The sequence below is a fragment of the Caldisericum exile AZM16c01 genome (assembly GCF_000284335.1).
In the GTDB taxonomy this organism is placed as follows: Bacteria; Caldisericota; Caldisericia; order Caldisericales; family Caldisericaceae; genus Caldisericum; species Caldisericum exile.
This window is the reverse complement of sequence record NC_017096.1, coordinates 797,083-813,428: the sequence shown is the minus strand read 5'-3', so window position 1 is coordinate 813,428 and position 16,346 is coordinate 797,083. Positions and strand designations below refer to the sequence as shown.

17 protein-coding genes and 1 tRNA gene are annotated in these 16,346 nt (G+C 33.7%); 13 read left to right on the top strand and 5 right to left on the bottom strand.

Annotation, left to right across the window (positions count from 1 at the left end; translation table 11 throughout):
- Positions 1 to 1,224 carry a peptidase T gene (gene pepT, locus CSE_RS03995; protein ID WP_014453359.1) on the bottom strand — a complete coding sequence of 408 codons (1,224 nt, stop codon included), beginning with the start codon at positions 1,222 to 1,224 and terminating at the stop codon, positions 1 to 3.
- A gap of 71 nt (positions 1,225 to 1,295) precedes the next feature.
- On the opposite strand from pepT, the gene CSE_RS03990 reads away from it, so the two are divergent.
- The 13 genes from CSE_RS03990 to CSE_RS03930 all read left to right on the top strand — a co-directional run bounded on the left by CSE_RS03990 (position 1,296) and on the right by CSE_RS03930 (position 13,869).
- Complete coding sequence (locus CSE_RS03990) at positions 1,296 to 2,027, top strand: nucleoside phosphorylase (RefSeq protein ID WP_014453358.1); 732 nt, start codon at positions 1,296 to 1,298, stop codon at positions 2,025 to 2,027.
- Positions 2,024 to 2,926, top strand: coding sequence for a pseudouridine-5'-phosphate glycosidase (locus tag CSE_RS03985; protein WP_014453357.1), 903 nt, complete (start codon positions 2,024 to 2,026; stop codon positions 2,924 to 2,926). The genes CSE_RS03990 and CSE_RS03985 overlap by 4 nt, the downstream gene beginning before the upstream one ends.
- Before the next feature lie 22 nt (positions 2,927 to 2,948).
- Positions 2,949 to 3,644: a class I SAM-dependent methyltransferase gene (locus CSE_RS03980; protein WP_172633862.1), complete on the top strand. Its 696-nt coding sequence runs from the start codon at positions 2,949 to 2,951 to the stop codon at positions 3,642 to 3,644.
- Between the two features lie 68 nt (positions 3,645 to 3,712).
- Positions 3,713 to 4,150: an RrF2 family transcriptional regulator gene (locus tag CSE_RS03975; protein ID WP_014453355.1), complete on the top strand. Its 438-nt coding sequence runs from the start codon at positions 3,713 to 3,715 to the stop codon at positions 4,148 to 4,150.
- The gene (locus tag CSE_RS03970) at positions 4,122 to 5,126 is read left to right on the top strand and encodes an Mrp/NBP35 family ATP-binding protein (protein ID WP_014453354.1); all 1,005 of its coding nucleotides are present in this window, start codon (positions 4,122 to 4,124) and stop codon (positions 5,124 to 5,126) included. Before CSE_RS03975 ends, CSE_RS03970 begins: the two co-directional genes overlap by 29 nt.
- A gap of 42 nt (positions 5,127 to 5,168) precedes the next feature.
- Positions 5,169 to 6,143, top strand: coding sequence for a PhoH family protein (locus tag CSE_RS03965; protein WP_014453353.1), 975 nt, complete (start codon positions 5,169 to 5,171; stop codon positions 6,141 to 6,143).
- 106 nt (positions 6,144 to 6,249) lie between these two features.
- Entirely contained in the window at positions 6,250 to 8,154 is a 1,905-nt protein-coding gene (locus CSE_RS07900; protein WP_172633861.1) for an HD family phosphohydrolase, read from the top strand.
- Positions 8,144 to 8,617, top strand: a complete 474-nt coding sequence (ybeY, locus tag CSE_RS03955; RefSeq protein ID WP_014453351.1) for an rRNA maturation RNase YbeY — start codon at positions 8,144 to 8,146, stop codon at positions 8,615 to 8,617. The genes CSE_RS07900 and ybeY overlap by 11 nt, the downstream gene beginning before the upstream one ends.
- On the top strand, positions 8,605 to 9,894 hold the full coding sequence (locus CSE_RS03950) for a hemolysin family protein (protein ID WP_014453350.1): 1,290 nt from the start codon (positions 8,605 to 8,607) through the stop codon (positions 9,892 to 9,894). Before ybeY ends, CSE_RS03950 begins: the two co-directional genes overlap by 13 nt.
- Positions 9,887 to 10,285 carry a cytidine deaminase gene (gene cdd, locus CSE_RS03945; protein ID WP_014453349.1) on the top strand — a complete coding sequence of 133 codons (399 nt, stop codon included), beginning with the start codon at positions 9,887 to 9,889 and terminating at the stop codon, positions 10,283 to 10,285. The genes CSE_RS03950 and cdd overlap by 8 nt, the downstream gene beginning before the upstream one ends.
- Positions 10,286 to 10,287: 2 nt before the next feature.
- Complete coding sequence (gene tpiA / locus CSE_RS03940; RefSeq protein ID WP_014453348.1) at positions 10,288 to 11,046, top strand: triose-phosphate isomerase; 759 nt, start codon at positions 10,288 to 10,290, stop codon at positions 11,044 to 11,046.
- A 1-nt stretch (position 11,047) separates the two neighbouring features.
- Positions 11,048 to 13,288, top strand: coding sequence for a DEAD/DEAH box helicase (locus CSE_RS03935; RefSeq protein WP_014453347.1), 2,241 nt, complete (start codon positions 11,048 to 11,050; stop codon positions 13,286 to 13,288).
- A complete protein-coding gene (locus CSE_RS03930; RefSeq protein ID WP_014453346.1) occupies positions 13,285 to 13,869 on the top strand; it encodes a lipoprotein intramolecular transacylase Lit in 585 nt (194 codons plus the stop codon). Before CSE_RS03935 ends, CSE_RS03930 begins: the two co-directional genes overlap by 4 nt.
- On the opposite strand, the gene folE2 is transcribed toward CSE_RS03930, so the two are convergent.
- The 4 genes from folE2 to CSE_RS03910 all read right to left on the bottom strand — a co-directional run bounded on the left by folE2 (position 13,837) and on the right by CSE_RS03910 (position 16,332).
- Positions 13,837 to 14,619: a GTP cyclohydrolase FolE2 gene (folE2, locus tag CSE_RS03925; RefSeq protein WP_014453345.1), complete on the bottom strand. Its 783-nt coding sequence runs from the start codon at positions 14,617 to 14,619 to the stop codon at positions 13,837 to 13,839. The genes CSE_RS03930 and folE2 overlap by 33 nt on opposite strands.
- Positions 14,616 to 14,969: a 6-carboxytetrahydropterin synthase QueD gene (gene queD, locus CSE_RS03920; RefSeq protein WP_014453344.1), complete on the bottom strand. Its 354-nt coding sequence runs from the start codon at positions 14,967 to 14,969 to the stop codon at positions 14,616 to 14,618. Before queD ends, folE2 begins: the two co-directional genes overlap by 4 nt.
- Positions 14,970 to 14,983: 14 nt before the next feature.
- A tRNA-Ser gene (locus CSE_RS03915) sits at positions 14,984 to 15,074 on the bottom strand.
- Positions 15,075 to 15,111: 37 nt separating this feature from the next.
- A complete protein-coding gene (locus CSE_RS03910) occupies positions 15,112 to 16,332 on the bottom strand; it encodes a DUF401 family protein (protein ID WP_014453343.1) in 1,221 nt (406 codons plus the stop codon).
- Between the last annotated feature and the right edge of the window lie 14 nt (positions 16,333 to 16,346).

Below are 16,346 nucleotides of genomic sequence, written 5' to 3'. Positions count from 1 at the left end.
TTACCCTTTTTGCGTTGCTAATAAAATAATGTTTTTAACAACTTCTTTGGCTTTTTCCATTGCTTGAACTGAAACAAACTCGTATATGCTATGATAGTTATAGCCACCAGAGAAAATGTTTGGCGTAGGAATTCCCATATATGTTAATCTTGCTCCGTCAGTTCCTCCTCTTATCGGTTTTGACTTGAATTCAAGTCCTGTCCTTTCAAATGCCCTCTTTGCTAAATCAAGCACTTCTTGGTGTTTTTCAATAATTTCTCTCATGTTATAGTATTGGTCCTTTATTTCTATTGAGACTGTGCCTTCTCCATACTTATCGTTTAGAAAATTTGCTATATTTTCTGCAAAGTATTTTCTAAGTTGGAATTTTGTTTTGTCGTGATCTCTTATAATCGCTTTTAAATTAACTTCTTCTACGCCACCGTTAATTTCATAAAAATGGTAGAACCCTTCGTATCCTTGGGTTGCCTCAGGAGTTTCTAAAGGAGGAAATAAAAACATTAGTTCTTGAGAAATTTTAATTGCATTCTTCATTGCACCTTTTGCAGTCCCTGGATGTGTATTTATACCATGGATTTTATATTTAAGCAATGCCGCATTAAAGTTTTCGTATTCAAAAATGCCATAGCCTTCTCCATCAAGAGTATAAGCAAAATCTGGTTTAAAAATAGATAAGTCTATCTTGTCGACACCATGTCCTACTTCTTCGTCTGGAGTGAATGCTATGTATATATCACCGTGTGGTAGATTTTCGATTTTTATTTCTTTAATTGCTTGAATAATTTCAACAACTCCTGCTTTATCGTCTGCTCCCAGAAGAGTTGTTCCATCTGTTACAATAAGATCATTCCCAATAAACTCTTTAAGAATTGGAAATTTTTGAGGGGATAAAGTTATGTTTTTTTCCGGATTGAGCACAACATCATTCCCATCATATTTTTCAACTAATTTAGGATTAACTTTTTGTGCTGTAACCTCAGGAGAAGTATCCAGATGTGCAAGGAAACCAATTTTAGGAGAGTCTGCATCAATATTCTTAGGAATGAATACATAGACATATCCATGTTCACTCACTGATGCATCAAATCCCATTCCAATTAAATCTTCTTTTATTATATTTGCAAGCTCAAGTTGTCCGGGAGTACTTGGAAAAGTTTCAGAATCTTCCTTCGATTGGGTATTTACTTTTACGTACTTAATAAATCTTTCTATCATCTCATTCATATGGCACCTCTTAGAAATTATACCAAAAGTTGTATAATATAGAAATAAATTTGTATTGGAGGCTAAATAATATGGCACAGTTTCATATTAGATGTGAAAGCGAAGATATTTCGCCTTACGTAATCCTTGTGGGAAATCCACAAAGAGCGGAAAAGATGTCTAAACTTTTGGACAATGCAAAACTTGTTAATGAGTATAGGCTTCTTTATGTCTATACCGGACTTTACAAAGGAGAGAGGATTACTATTGCAACAACAGGTATGGGAGCTCCTTCAACTGCAATAGTATTAGAAGAACTTATCAATCTTGGAGGAAAAGTTTTCATTCGTGTTGGTTCTGCTGGTGGAATAGACCCGCAATTGAATGTGGGAGACGTTGTTATAGCGACAGGAAGCATTAGGGACGATGGAACAACACCAAATTATTTAAGACCAACATTCCCTGCTATCGCTGATTTTGATGTAACTAAAACTCTCATTGACGTAGGAAAAGAAACTAAAAGTAATATTACCTATGGTGTTGTAATTTCACAAGATGCTTTCTATGTCCCTTATCCGGATGAAGAAATGGAAAAATTTGTTAAAGCAAAGGTAAAAGCAGTCGAAATGGAAAGTGGTTGTGTTTTTATTGTTAGTCAATATCGTGGTGTAAGAGCCGGTGCCCTGTTTGCGCTTGACGGTAATGTTTATCTAAAAAAGATGAAGCCATTTGACGCAGAAGAATTATTCAAGCGTGCAGAAGAAGATGCAATAAACATAGGTCTTGAGGCAATTTATAGGTTGTCAAAGGCAGGCTTAAAATGAGAATTTCAAGCAAAGTAATAAAAGCCCTCGAGAATGGAGATCCTATTGTTGCGCTAGAGACAACTATTATAACACATGGAATGCCATATCCTCAAAACGTTGAGACGGCACTTGAAGTCGAAAGTGTAGTTAATGAATATGGTTCAATTCCTGCAACAATAGGAATCCTCGATGGGGAAATTATTATTGGATTATCGCAGGATGAAATAGAAACTCTCGGAAAAAAGAAGGATGTCTTAAAAGTCTCCACAAGAGAAATATCTGTTGCTGTTGCAAAAGGGTTATCGGCAGGAACAACAGTTTCAGCGACATCTTTCCTTGCAGAGAAAGCAAATATTAAAGTCTTTGCAACGGGAGGAATAGGGGGAGTTCACAGAGAAGTGAATGAAACATTTGATATCTCAAGAGACCTCGAAGAACTTGCTGAAAGAAATATTATAGTTGTATCAAGCGGAGTTAAGTCAATCCTTGATGTAGAAAAAACGGTTGAATATTTAGAGACTAAAGGCGTTTTGATTTTAGGATACAAGATTGATGAATTCCCTACTTTTTATTCAAGAAAAAGTGGCATAAAAATTAATCCTGTTACTGAAAATGAGGTGGCAAAAATTTTCAGAACTAAGAAATTACTTAAAGTTCCAGGTGCAATTTTAGTAGCAAATCCAATACCAGAAGAATTTGAAATAGATTACAACACTATGGAAATTTGGATTAATGAAGCACTGCAAGAAATGAAAGAAAAAGGAATAACCGGAAAAGGTGTTACTCCGTTCTTGTTGTCAAGAATTTTCGAAATAAGCAAAGGGAAATCGCTTGAAGCAAATATTGCCCTTATAAAAGATAACGCAAGAGTTGCATCCCTTATAGCGCGAGAAATTGCATCAAATGGATTGGACTAAGAATTATTTTGATGATGTCTACTTGAAATATTTCCTCCTTTCTCAGAAAGAGGAAAGAACGAAAGTACAAGTAGATTTTGTTGAAAAATTTTTAAAAAAAGGGTCTTATATTCTTGATACTGGTTGTGGTATCGGTAGGCACTCTATCGAGCTTGCAAAACGTGGATACAAATCTCTTGGAATAGATTCAAATCCTCTTTATGTAAATATAGCAAGAGAGACTAAAAACCGATTGCAACTTGAGAACGTTGAGTTCGAAGTAATGGATATGCGAGAAATTCCTTTTGAAAATACATTTGATGCAATAATAAATATGTGGTCTTCTTTTGGTTATTTTGATGATGCGACCAATGAAAATATAATATTACTTTTTTATAAAGCACTAAAAAAGGGCGGTTTTCTACTTATTGATATCGAAAATAGAGATTATATATTGAAATATTTTATACGGGAGACATTCAAAGAAAAAGAGGACGGGGTGTTTATACTCGAGAGACGTAAATTCGACCCCATAACATCAGTTGTTTCAACACATAGATACATTTTAGGACCCAATATTAGAAAGGATTATTTGAGACATATTAGGATATATTCACTTACAGAAATGATAAACATATTTAAGAGAGCTGGTTTCAATAGGTTAGAGTACTTTGGAAACTACAATTTTGAGAAATTTCATGTCGATTCCGAGAGAATTCTAATCATTGGCTTTAAGTAAACCAACTTGATTTTTTTTAGGATTGCAATATAATATTACTGCTTTAGTAATAATTGAAAGAAGGTAAAATGATTCTTACAACACTTGAAGGTTATGCTATAAAATCTTTGATTTACATTGCAAATAAAAAAGATAGGCGCGCAACAGTAAGTGAAATTGCGCAAAATAATAACGTTTCTTTTCCTTATATCTTGAGAATATGTTCAATGCTTAGAGAGCATCATATCCTTGAAAGCGAAAAGGGAAGAAGTGGCGGTTATATATTGGTTAGAGATCCAAAGGATATAAGTGTACTCGAAATTATTGAAGCGGTAAAGAGAAGTAGCATTGAGGTTAAATGTGAATTTGGGTTAAAGGATTTAAAGTGTAAACCATCAGAATGTATTTCGATGCAATCTCTCGAATATTTAAAAAATAGGTTGGACGATTTTCTACGCAAAATAACACTAAAAGATTTATTGGAAAGGAGTTTAAATTATGCCAATTTTACAAACACAAGTAATTGATGTTTTAAAGACGACATATGTCCCAAAACTTAAAAAGTTGCTTTTGAATATCGGAAGCATTGACGGAGTAGAGGTTATTGGAAACAAAGTCAATGTTGCGCTTAGATTAAATCCACTAGATGAGGAAACACTTGAACAGCTTAAGCAAATTATAATCCAGCGACTTACTCGACTTGGTGCGGAAGTTGTTGATTTTGAAATTACATTTAAAGAAACACCTAAGATAAAGCATATTATTGCAATTGGATCAGGAAAAGGTGGTGTTGGAAAATCGACTGTAACAACAAATCTGGCCGTTGCCCTTGCAAATCTTAGCTACAAGGTCGGGATAATGGATGCTGACATTTATGGACCTAACATTCCCAAAATGTTTGGCGCAGAGCAGGAACTTCCAAAGGTAACCGAAACAAGAAAAATGATACCTATTGAAAAATTTGGTGTTAAACTTATTTCAATCGGATTTTTGATTGAAGATCCTTCTACTCCTGTAATATGGAGAGGACCATTGGTTACGAAAGCACTTGAACAACTCTATGAAGATGTGGAGTGGGGAGAACTTGATTTTCTTTTTGTTGATTTACCCCCTGGAACTGGTGACGTAGCACTAACAATTGCTCAAACTCTTCCTACACAATATGGTATTATAGTAACGACACCCCAAAGTGTTTCTGTACTTGATGCCTCAAAAGCATTAAACATGTTTAAACAAATGAATATAGAAGTCTTAGGAATAATTGAAAATATGGCTTACTTCAAATGTCCTCATTGCGGTGTAAAAACAGAAATCTTCGGTGCAGGTGGGGGAAAGAAACTCGCTGAAAATAATGATGTGCCATTCTTGGGAAGTGTTCCTTTAGAGGTACAAGTTCGTGAAGGTGGAGACAACGGTATCCCGTCATTTTTTATTGAGGGAAACAGCGAAGTAAAAGATGCCTTTACAAAAATATCAAATGAAATCTTAAAATTTATCAAATGACACTTTGAGAATAATCACATTTTTGCTATTCTATATTAGATAATGGGAGAAGAAACCGAAGTAGTAAAACTTAAAAATCCGAAGAATATAATTAAAATAACTGGAGTACTTGATGAAAATTTTAGGGTAATTGAAAAAAATTTAAACGTAAAGATTACCCTAAGAGAGGAAAAATTATACGTAAGCGGAAAAAAAGAAAATGTACAGATAGCAAAAAAAATCCTAAAAGAAATTGAGCAACTCGCAGAGAAGAAATATCCTTTTTCAATTGAAGAAGTAATCTACTCAACTAAAATTAAAGATGGTAACTTTTTAAAAGAACTACCTGAAACAGTAATAATTGAGGATATTAAGGGCAGAGGAATTATACCCAAAACCTTAGGTCAGAAAAAGTTTGTAGAAGCCATAAACAACAACGATATTACATTTGTAATTGGACCAGCAGGAACGGGAAAGACTTATTTATCGGTTGCAGTAGCAGTGAAATATCTCTTATCAAATAAAGTGTCACGAATTATATTAACGAGACCTGTAGTCGAAGTGGGCGAAAAAATAGGGTATCTGCCGGGCGATATTCAACAAAAGGTAGATCCATATTTTAGACCCATATATGATGCCTTATTCGAATTTTTGGGTCAGGAAAAGACACAAAGGCTCATTAACAACAAAACAATTGAAATTGCACCGCTTGCCTTTATGAGAGGACGAACTCTTAATGATGCCTTCATTATTATGGATGAAGCTCAAAACACGACTTTCTCACAAATGAAAATGTTTCTTACAAGACTTGGGATTGGATCAAAAATGGTTGTTACAGGCGACTTAACTCAGAGCGATTTGCTTGCAGCCCAGGGCAAAAACGGGTTAGAACTATCAGTTGAAATTTTAAGAGATGTTGACGGAATCGAGTTTGTTTACTTAGATGTTAGCGACATCGTAAGACATTCATTAGTTCAAAAAATTATAAACGCATATGAAAAATTTGAAAATAAATCAAAAGATAAAAATAGATCTTAAATTTGTTTTTAGTAACTTTAAAAAAGAGATTAAACTTTTTGCTCTTATTTTTGCTTTATTGCTCATATTAAATTACACACTTCTTTTTCTCACTTTAAGGAACCAAATGAAGATTGTTGTTAATAAGCCTGCTCCTCAAGACATAGTTGTACCAGCAACAATTTCTTATATCGATGAAGCAAAAACTGAAGAGGCTATTGCAAATGCTAAGAATTCAGTAAAACCATTGTATAGATATGATTCTAATGTAGAGATAGAGGTACAAAGTAACATTGCAAACTTTATAAACAGCATTTTATCTATAAAAGAAGATTCAACAATTACAAATAATAAAAAATTGGAATTAATAAAAGAAAGATGTAATGATGACCCAGAGATTTCCAATATTTTAATGGAAATTAAAACTGATCGATTAAATGTACTAAAAAATTTTCTCACAAATGAATTAAATAGCCTATACAAAAAAGGAATAAGAGATAGCGAAGTTAGTGATGCAATTAAGTCAATACAAAGAGACGCAGAATCATTAGGTTTAACGGGCAATGATGAAGTTCTCGCTTTATGGATTTCTCAGAAGTTTGTAAAACCAAACTTTGTTTTTGATGCTGAGGCTACAAATAAAGCGATACAGGACGCTATTAAAAACGTAAAGCCAGTTCAAGTAGTTTTGCAAGAAGGGACGAAAATTATCGAAAAGGGGCACATAGTAACAGAGGATGATATCAAAATGTTACAAAAAATCGGAATCTATAAAGCATTTAATTATGCTACCGTTGGTCTTCTGTTTTTTCTATCGCTAATAGAATCTGCTCTTGCTTTTTCTATTATAGATGAGAAAAAAAAGAAATTTCAGAAAATACTTGAATATTTTGCACTTCTTACCTTAGTTCTTCTTTCCTCTTACTTTCTTGGTAATGTCTCCATTTACCTTATTCCGGTTTTATTGTTCTTAATAGTTATGAATGAATTTTTCTCATTCAAAGATGTGCTTATATCTATTATAATATTTATCTTGCTTCTTTTGCCATTCTTAACACAACCTCTCCTTTTTTTGATTCTCTTTTCTGCAATTTCAGTTCCAATTGTTTATTACATAAATATGACAAAAAAGATTTCAAGTTATTTTATTTCAGGTATCATTGGAGGAATATCAGTTACATTTACCGTATTTTTTGTTAATAAAAATTTTTATTTACCCAATCAACTGTCTTTTTCAAATTCATTTTATTCCTTTTTAAATTTCGCGTTTTCACCAATAATAGCAATAGCAGTTGTATATATTTTTGAACACATTTTCAATGAGGCAACGCTTTTAAGACTGCTTGAATTAAACGATTTAAATACCCCTCTTCTTAAAGAAATGTCTATAAAAGCACCAGGTACTTTTGCACATAGCCTTTTTGTTGCAAATATTTCATCACAAGCGGCGGAAGCCATTAATGCAAATTCAATTTTAACAAGAGTTGGTGCATTGTATCACGACATAGGCAAATTACTTTATCCTTTTTACTTTACCGAAAATCAGGCTGATGTCCCAAATATTCATAATACAATTGCTCCGAGTTTGAGTAAAGTAATTATACTCAACCATGTCAAAGACGGAATAGAACTCGCAAAGAGGTATAGGCTCCCGGACGACATAATTCACTTCATAGAAACACATCACGGTAAAAGTGTAATGATGTATTTCTATCTTAAGGCAAAAGAATCTGACACAAATGTGTCAATGGAGGATTTTAGATATCCTGGCCCTCTTCCAGATACAAAGGAAACGGTTATTGTTTCCCTTGCAGATGCAGTTGAAGCTGCCTCAAAAAGTCTTGATAAAGAAGATATAGATTACAGGAAAATTGAAGAACTTGTTAATAGGTTAATAGACGATAGAATAAAACAAGGCGAACTCTCCAATGCTGAAATTACTTTTTCTGAACTTGAAAAAGTGAAAGTGTCGTTTGTAAAAAGCCTACTTTCTATATATCATAAAAGGGAGAGATATCCAAATGGGAAATAGCGTTACTGTTGATGTATTAAGTAAAGTTAGAAAATATAAAGTTAATAAATGTGCGTTAAAGAATATTATAAGAACTATTTTTGAAGAATTGCACGTAAAAGAAAGAGGGTACATAAGCATTGCACTACTTTCTAAAAATGCGATAAGGGAATTAAATAAAAAATACAGAAATAAAGACAAACCAACAAATGTTCTTTCATTTCAAATAGATTACAAAAAAGGTAAAGATTTATATGGTGAGATTTTAATTTCCCCAGAGGTTGCTCATGAAGAGGCCAAAAAGCTTGGTAATAACTTTAACGACTATTTTATCTTCCTTATAATACATGGAGTTCTTCACCTATTAGGCTATGATCACGAAAAAGAAGAAGAAAAAGTACTTATGGAAGAAGTTGAAGAAAAGCTTTTACAAGTTATTTTGCAAGGAGAAAAAAGGCAGGTGATTGAACTTTGTCTTCGTTAGGTTTAAGCACGGTAGCGGTAATTATTTTGCTTCTTTTTTCTGCGGTTTTTACAATGCTTGAATCTGCAATGTTTAATTCGTCTTTAATACGTATTCAAACTCTTTCTAAGAAGAACTTCATATACAAACTTCTATTGGAACACAAAAAGAGACCCGAAAATTTTATAAGTGCTGTTGTAATTGGGAATAATTTTGTAAATTTCCTTATTTCAGCCGTTATTACAAATATTGCAGTTATATATTCTAATAAATATGGGCTTTCAAACGAAATAGTGGTACTCATTGCAACGATTATAACAACGCTCCTGGTAGTTATTTTTGGTGAGACTATTCCAAAGACAATAGGCAGTGCACTACCTGAAAGAAGCTTAGGACCAACATTCTCGGTATTTCTTCCTTTTTACTTTATCTTAAGACCTTTGGCCTACGTCCTTTCAAAAATTTCTCAATTTTTGCTTTTTGTTTTAGGAATCAAAACATCAGAAAAGAAGTTTTTTGAGTCAGAAGAAGAGGTGATGTCAATGATTGAATTAGGCAAAAAGGAAGGTTTAATAGAACGCGAGGAAGAAAAGATGATTTATTCCATCTTTGAATTTGGCGATACAATAGTTAAGGATATAATGACACCCCGTGTAGATATCGTTGCAATCGATATTGAGAGTAATCTTGATGAGATCCTTGATTTAATAACTAAAAGTGCACATTCGCGGTTTCCAGTTTATGAAGAAAAGATTGATAACGTAATAGGAATTCTATATGTGAAAGATTTATTGAAAGTGATAGCTAAAAAAGAAAAACCGGATATAAAAAAGATTTTACGAGCACCATTTTTTGTGCCGGAAACAAAACGTGTTGATGAACTTTTCAAAGAAATGCAGAAGAACAAAATCCAGATCGCGCTTGTTTTCGACGAGTATGGTGGAATTTCTGGATTAGTTACAATTGAAGATATACTTGAAGAGATTGTGGGAGAAATCCAAGACGAATTCGATATAGAAGAAAAGCCAGTTCAGAGACTCAGCGACCACGCTTATCTTGTTTCCGGAACCTTTAACATTGATGATTTCAATGAAATGTTTAATGTGCAACTTACAGGTGAAGAAGCATCTACAATTGGTGGGTTACTCCTGGAGCATTTTGGAAGATTGCCGAATCCTGGAGAGGAAGTTATGATTGAGAATATAAAATTCATAATAAGTAAAGTGAGAAATAGAAGGATAGTGCAGGTAAAAGCTATTTTTATAAAGGATATGAAAGAAGGTGAATCAGATGAATAGGAATGAAATAATTAAAAAAGCAATTGAGGCAATGGACAGTGCGTATGCTCCATATTCAAAATTCAAAGTGGGGGCTGCTCTTCTAACAAAAAGTGGTAAAATTTTTACTGGCTGCAATGTTGAAAATTCGAGTTATGGGGCAAGTATATGCGCAGAAAGAGTTGCAATCTTTAAAGCAATAAGTGAAGGAGAACGTGAATTTGAATTATTGATTGTTGCAACAAAAACAGAAGAACCTTCTCCTCCTTGTGGAATCTGTAGGCAAGTGATTTCGGAATTTTCAAATGATCTCCCAATTTTTCTTGTAAATGAGAAGGGAACAATCATTGAGACAAATATAAGAGAACTCTTACCATTTCCTTTTTTAAAAGAAAAACTTGAGGAGGGGTAAACATGAAAAAATATTTCCTTTTTGGTAATTGGAAGATGCACAAAACCATAAAAGAGACATTAGAATATGCAGACTGTCTAAAAGGTTATGTTGAGTATAATGAAAAATTTGAAATTGGAGTATTTCCTCCATTTACAGCGTTGGAAAGTTTTGCGAAAACTGTAAGATCTATGCCCATAACGGTAGGAGCACAGAATATGCACTATGAAGAAAAAGGCGCTTTCACAGGAGAAATTTCACCACTTATGCTTAAGGAAATTGGAGTCAAGTATGTTCTTATTGGACATTCAGAAAGACGGCATATTTTTAAGGAAGATAACGGTCTTATAAACAAGAAAGTTTTATCGGCGATAAACCACGAATTAGTACCAGTACTTTGCATAGGTGAGACATTAGAGGAAAGAAAATCAAATAAAACTGAAAGCGTTATAAAGGAGCAGATAGAACAGGGATTAAATGGAGTTAATTCGAATAATTTTATAATTGCATACGAACCTGTTTGGGCAATTGGAACAGGGGTGAATGCAACTCCGGAACAGGCAAGGGAAGTACACAAGTTTATACGGGAATTGCTATTTCATAAATTTGGAGAAAGTTCTAACGATATTTCAATACTTTATGGTGGAAGTATTAAAGTTGATAATTTTGGAAGTCTCGCAGAAGTTGAAAATATAGATGGTGGACTTGTTGGTGGTGCAAGTCTTGACTGTTCAACATTTATTGAACTTTACGAAATACTTAAAAGTAAGAAATTAAAATAAAGTGATCGATTACATCCTTAGGGAAATAAAGTATAGTGGAGAGTACAAAGGTCAAATTGTTAAAACATTTAATATTGAAAGAGAAAGCTACGAGATTTTTGACTTTCCTTCGGAAATAGACAAAGAAATAAAACAAAAACTTAAGAAAAAAGGAATATTAGGGTTCTACAAACATCAACTTGAAGCATTTAATCTTTTGAAGAAAGGCTTCAACATAATTATCACTTCTTCAACTGCTTCAGGGAAAACCCTTTCTTTTAATATTCCAATAGTTTCCGAACTTAGTAAGAATGAAATTGCAACCGCTTTATATCTTTATCCTACTAAAGCACTAGCACAAGACCAGTTAGAAAAAATATCAGAACTCACAAACATTTCGGCGTTCACTTATGATGGAGATACTGCACCACAAGACCGACAATACATTAGAAAACATGGTAGAATCGTAATAGCAAATCCGGATATACTTCACGTAGGATTGCTTCCAAATCATACATTATGGAGTAGATTTTTGATTAATCTGAAATTTGTAGTTATAGACGAAGCGCATTACTACTCAGGAGTACTTGGATCGCATTTCTCAATGGTGTTAAGAAGATTGAGAAGACTTTTGGCATATTATGGAAGCTACCCGCAATTCATTTTATCTTCTGCAACACTTGAAAATCCACTTGAATATTCAAGCAAACTTGTTGGCGAAAAATTTGAATTAATCAAAGGCCCTCTCAATCCACCATTTGGGAAACTATTTGTGATATACAACCCTCCAATTGTGAATGAAGCACTAAACCTGAGGAAGAACATCATACAAGAGGCTGTAAATTTGATCGAGGTACTATTAAAAAACAACCAAACGGTCATTGCTTTTGTTAAATCTCGTCAAGGTGTTGAGATTTTGACAAAACTTCTCCAAGAAAGAATAGGAAATACTTTTTCAGTCTCTCCATATAGGGCTGGGTACTCGAAAGAGTTAAGAAGAACCATTGAAAGAAAGCTCAAAAGTGGTGAGATAAAGTGTGTAGTTGCAACAAATGCACTTGAACTTGGAATAGATATAGGTGAATTAGACGCAACTGTTATAGTTGGGTATCCTGGAAGTATTTCTAGTCTTTTCCAACAGTCGGGAAGATCCGGAAGAACTCATGAGTCAATTACTTTTTTCCTTACAAGTAGCAATCCATTAGACCAATATTTTACAAAAGACCCAGAATACCTCTTTCGAGGAAAATTTGAAAGTCTGAATATAGATTTGAGTAACCCTTATATACTCAATCCTCATATATTATGTGCCTCGTATGAACTTCCAATCCAATGGGACGTAGACAAAGAATACTTTGGAGACAATTTAAAATGGACTCTACAAGAATTAGAAAGAGGAGGTTTACTTGTAAGAAAGGGCGACAAATATTTCTTAAACGGTCGGAAATCACCTGCTTCACAAGTAAGTCTTAGAAGTAGTGGAGAGGATAACATTAGACTTATTGATGTTGAGACAAATACAGTTATTGAAAGAATTTCAAAAAACCGTGCACTCGAAGAGGCATTTGTAGGTGCAGTATACATGCATTTAGGTGAAACATATGTCGTAAAGAATATGGATCTTGAAAATAGAGAAATTTACCTACAAAAAGAAGTAACAGATTATTACACAGATTCTCTTTCAATTGAAACAATTTGGGTAGATAACATATTAAAGGAAAAGGATGTTTTCAAAGTAAAGGCATATTTCGGAGAAGTTACAGTTGAGGAAGTAATTAGAGGATTTGTTAAGAAGCAATTTTTCACGGATAGAAAAATAGAAACCTTGCCGTTAGAATTACCGAAAATTACATTTAAAACAAAGGCATTGTGGATAACAATTGACGACAAGATAACCGACAAAATAAAAAAAGTTGAAGATTTCCTAGGAGCAATTCACGCAGCAGAACATGCTATGGTAGGTGTAACACCACTTGTAGTTCAGTGTGATCGAAACGATATAGGAGGTGTTTCGCATCCGCTTCATCCTGATACGGGAATGACAACAATTTTCTTGTACGACGGAATAGAAGGTGGTATTGGTATAACAGAAAAGGCTTATGATCGGATAGAGGATTTACTTGAAAAAGCGTTAAGGAGCGTATCTTCATGTCCTTGTAAAGATGGGTGCCCCTCGTGCATTTACTCTCCAAAATGTGGAAACGAGAATAACCCATTAAGTAAAAACGGAGCAATAATGCTTTTATATGAGATATTATCATGATTAAAAAAACAATTCTTATATCCATAACTCTTATCTTAATTCTCTTACCTTTATTTTGGATACTTTTTTTAAACCAACCAATATTTTCCCTTCTGTATGACACGTTGCATCTAAAGGATTATAATAATATGGAGAAAGAAGATTATCTAAGTAAAGTTTCTATTATTATTCATTACTTTTTTAACACAAAGCCTCTATTGGAAATAAAAGAAATGTCTGAGATAGAAAAAATTCATATGAAAGACGTAAAATTTTTGATTCTTCTTGCCTTACTTATTCTTGTCTTTGCGTTAGTTACGGTTTTGGTCTTTAGAAGAGAGCTCAAAAAAATAATTATAAGAGAGGCAGGTATTGTAACACTGGGAATTGTTGCGATAATTGTTATATTTAGTTTGATTAACTTCGATTTTGCTTTTATAATTTTTCACAGAATACTTTTTACAAACAATTTTTGGCTTTTAGATCCGTCTACTCTTCTTATTAAACTTTTTCCAGAGAAAGTTTTTATGGTCCTTGCATATATCTGGTTTGGAATAACATTATTTTTATCACTTATTATAACTGTTTTTGTCTCTGTGTAAATAAGCATACGCACTGTGGTTGTGTATGCTTTCATAACTTATTGCCTCAATTTCATAGTAAGTGATTCTTTCGTCTTTATCAAAAAGAATTGAAACATCTCTTACGATGTCTTCTACAAATTTTGGATTCATGTATGCCTTTTCAGTTATGTATTTTTCGTCAGGACGTTTAAGCAATGCATAAAGTGGAGCACTTGCAGAATTTTCAACCATCTCTACAATCTCTTCGATCCAAACAAGCCTGTCCATTTTAACTTTTACACGTATATTTGCTCGCTGATTATGTGCCCCAAAATCCGATATTTCCTTTGAACATGGGCACAAAAGATGAACTGGCACATTTACTTCAAGCACAAAATCGAACTTTTCATTTTTTGAAGCAATAAATGCACATTCGTAGTCCATGAAACTTTCCTCTTTTGTAATTGGTGCCTTCTTAAGAATGAAGTATGGAAATCTTAACACTATATGTGCAACTTTTGCCCTTAATTGCTGTTTGGTGTCATCAAGGATCTTTTCCAGGTTTGACAGTGACATGTTGTTTCTATGTTTGTTAAGAATTTCCACAAATCTACTCATGTGTGTACCTCTATATTCAGAAGGTAGGTCTACGTAAATATCCACAAGTGCAACTGTATTTTGAAAGCCATTCTGCTTATCCATAATGCGTATGGGATACTTTATAGAAGAAACACCAACTTTTTCTATGAATATATTTCTTTTATCCTTCTCGCTTTGCACATCCTTCATCTTATACTCACTCTATTATTATCTCCTTCGAAAAGTATAATCTCATAGACCTTGCAATTATATTCTTTAAAAGCATTATCTAAGGTCTTAAATATCCATTGTGCAACTATTTCTGTTGTAGGATTTTCAAAAACATCATTTAGGTATTTATGGTCGAGGAACACGATAACTTTCTCTTGAACTACTTTTTTTAAGATAGAAAAATCAAGAACCATACCATCCTCTTTTAAATCACCTGTTATGGTAACAATAAGATGATATGTGTGACCGTGTAACTTCTCACACTTGCCATTGTAGTCAATTACCCGATGTGCCGCATCAAACGAAAACTCTCTTGAAAGAAAAAACATTTAACCCCCAAAAATGGCGGAGAGGGTGGGATTTGAACCCACGGCAGGCTTTTGACCCGCACACGCTCTCCAGGCGTGCACCTTAAGCCACTCGGTCACCTCTCCAAATGCATATAAATAATATCAAATTTCACTAAAAAAATCAAGGTTTAAATTTTAGGAACAAAAACCAAGATAATGTTATTATAAGTAATAGTAAAAAGGGTTTGATCATTAATTTGTAGACCTTGCCAAACTCGGTTTTAAAGTAATCTACGCTTAGAGAAAGGCAAAGGTGCATGGGTGTAAATAGTAAAGCAGTCCAAACACCGAGATATGCAATAAGCACATTTGAAGAAACAAGCACATTATGTACCTTTAAAAGGGGCATTAAAAGTGGGTATGCAATACCTATTGAAGCAGAAGAAATGCCTGCAAGGAAGCCAATTGAGAATGGTAGAGCAAACAATATTAAATGCTCAGGCGCTCCTAATTGCTGAAGTTCGATGAAAACACTCTGTGCGAAATTTGTCGATGTAACAATTTCTCTAAGAAAGAAAATCGAATAAATGAGAAACGCATACTCAAAAACCTTCTTATACTTAAAAGATACTTTTAGCGTGTGAAGCGGAACCTTTCTCAATATCACTAAGTACAAAAGGCCAAATAACATTGCAATAAAACTTGGTAATTTTTTGAAAATTAATAGCATTACGAAAATCAAAATAATTGTTGATAAATTTTTCGCTATATCCAACGCAAGGAACAAACTTATTCGATCCTTAGGTTTTGTATCACTTTTGATCAATGGTATGATGAATACAATGCCGGAAAGAAGCATGCCTAAAGAAATTGGCCACTGAATTGAAATTACTTTACCGATTGTTGTACCAAGAATAGAAACACCTAATAAGAATTCTGGATAAAGAGGCGAAATTGGTTCCCAAACATGTCTGAACCAAAAATTTAACAACGCTTTTTCATTCGGATAAATTTCAACATCGCTTGCTCCTTCTTCGACCATCGGTGCAGAAACAAGCGCACCACCTGGCATTGGCAATAGTCCTACCACAAGGGAAAACAGTGGAAGAAAAGCCTTTGGTGAGAGTATTTTCTTGAAATCAGAGGTAATGTCCGATAATAAGTAAGAGGTCTTTAAAAGTTCCCCAAGGTAAGTAACAATGATTATAACAAAAATCATGTTTATAGTATCAACGTGCATTAAGGTCTTCAACATGAGATGTAAAACTGCGAAAAAGCCCAAACCTTTAAATAGAGATGTAATAATTGCTGTAAGGAAAATAGAAATTGCAATGTTAATCTTTAACCGGACAAAAATGCCTACTAAAACAAGCGCAAAAATCAGAAAAACTAAGTCTTTCATACAAAACGATTATA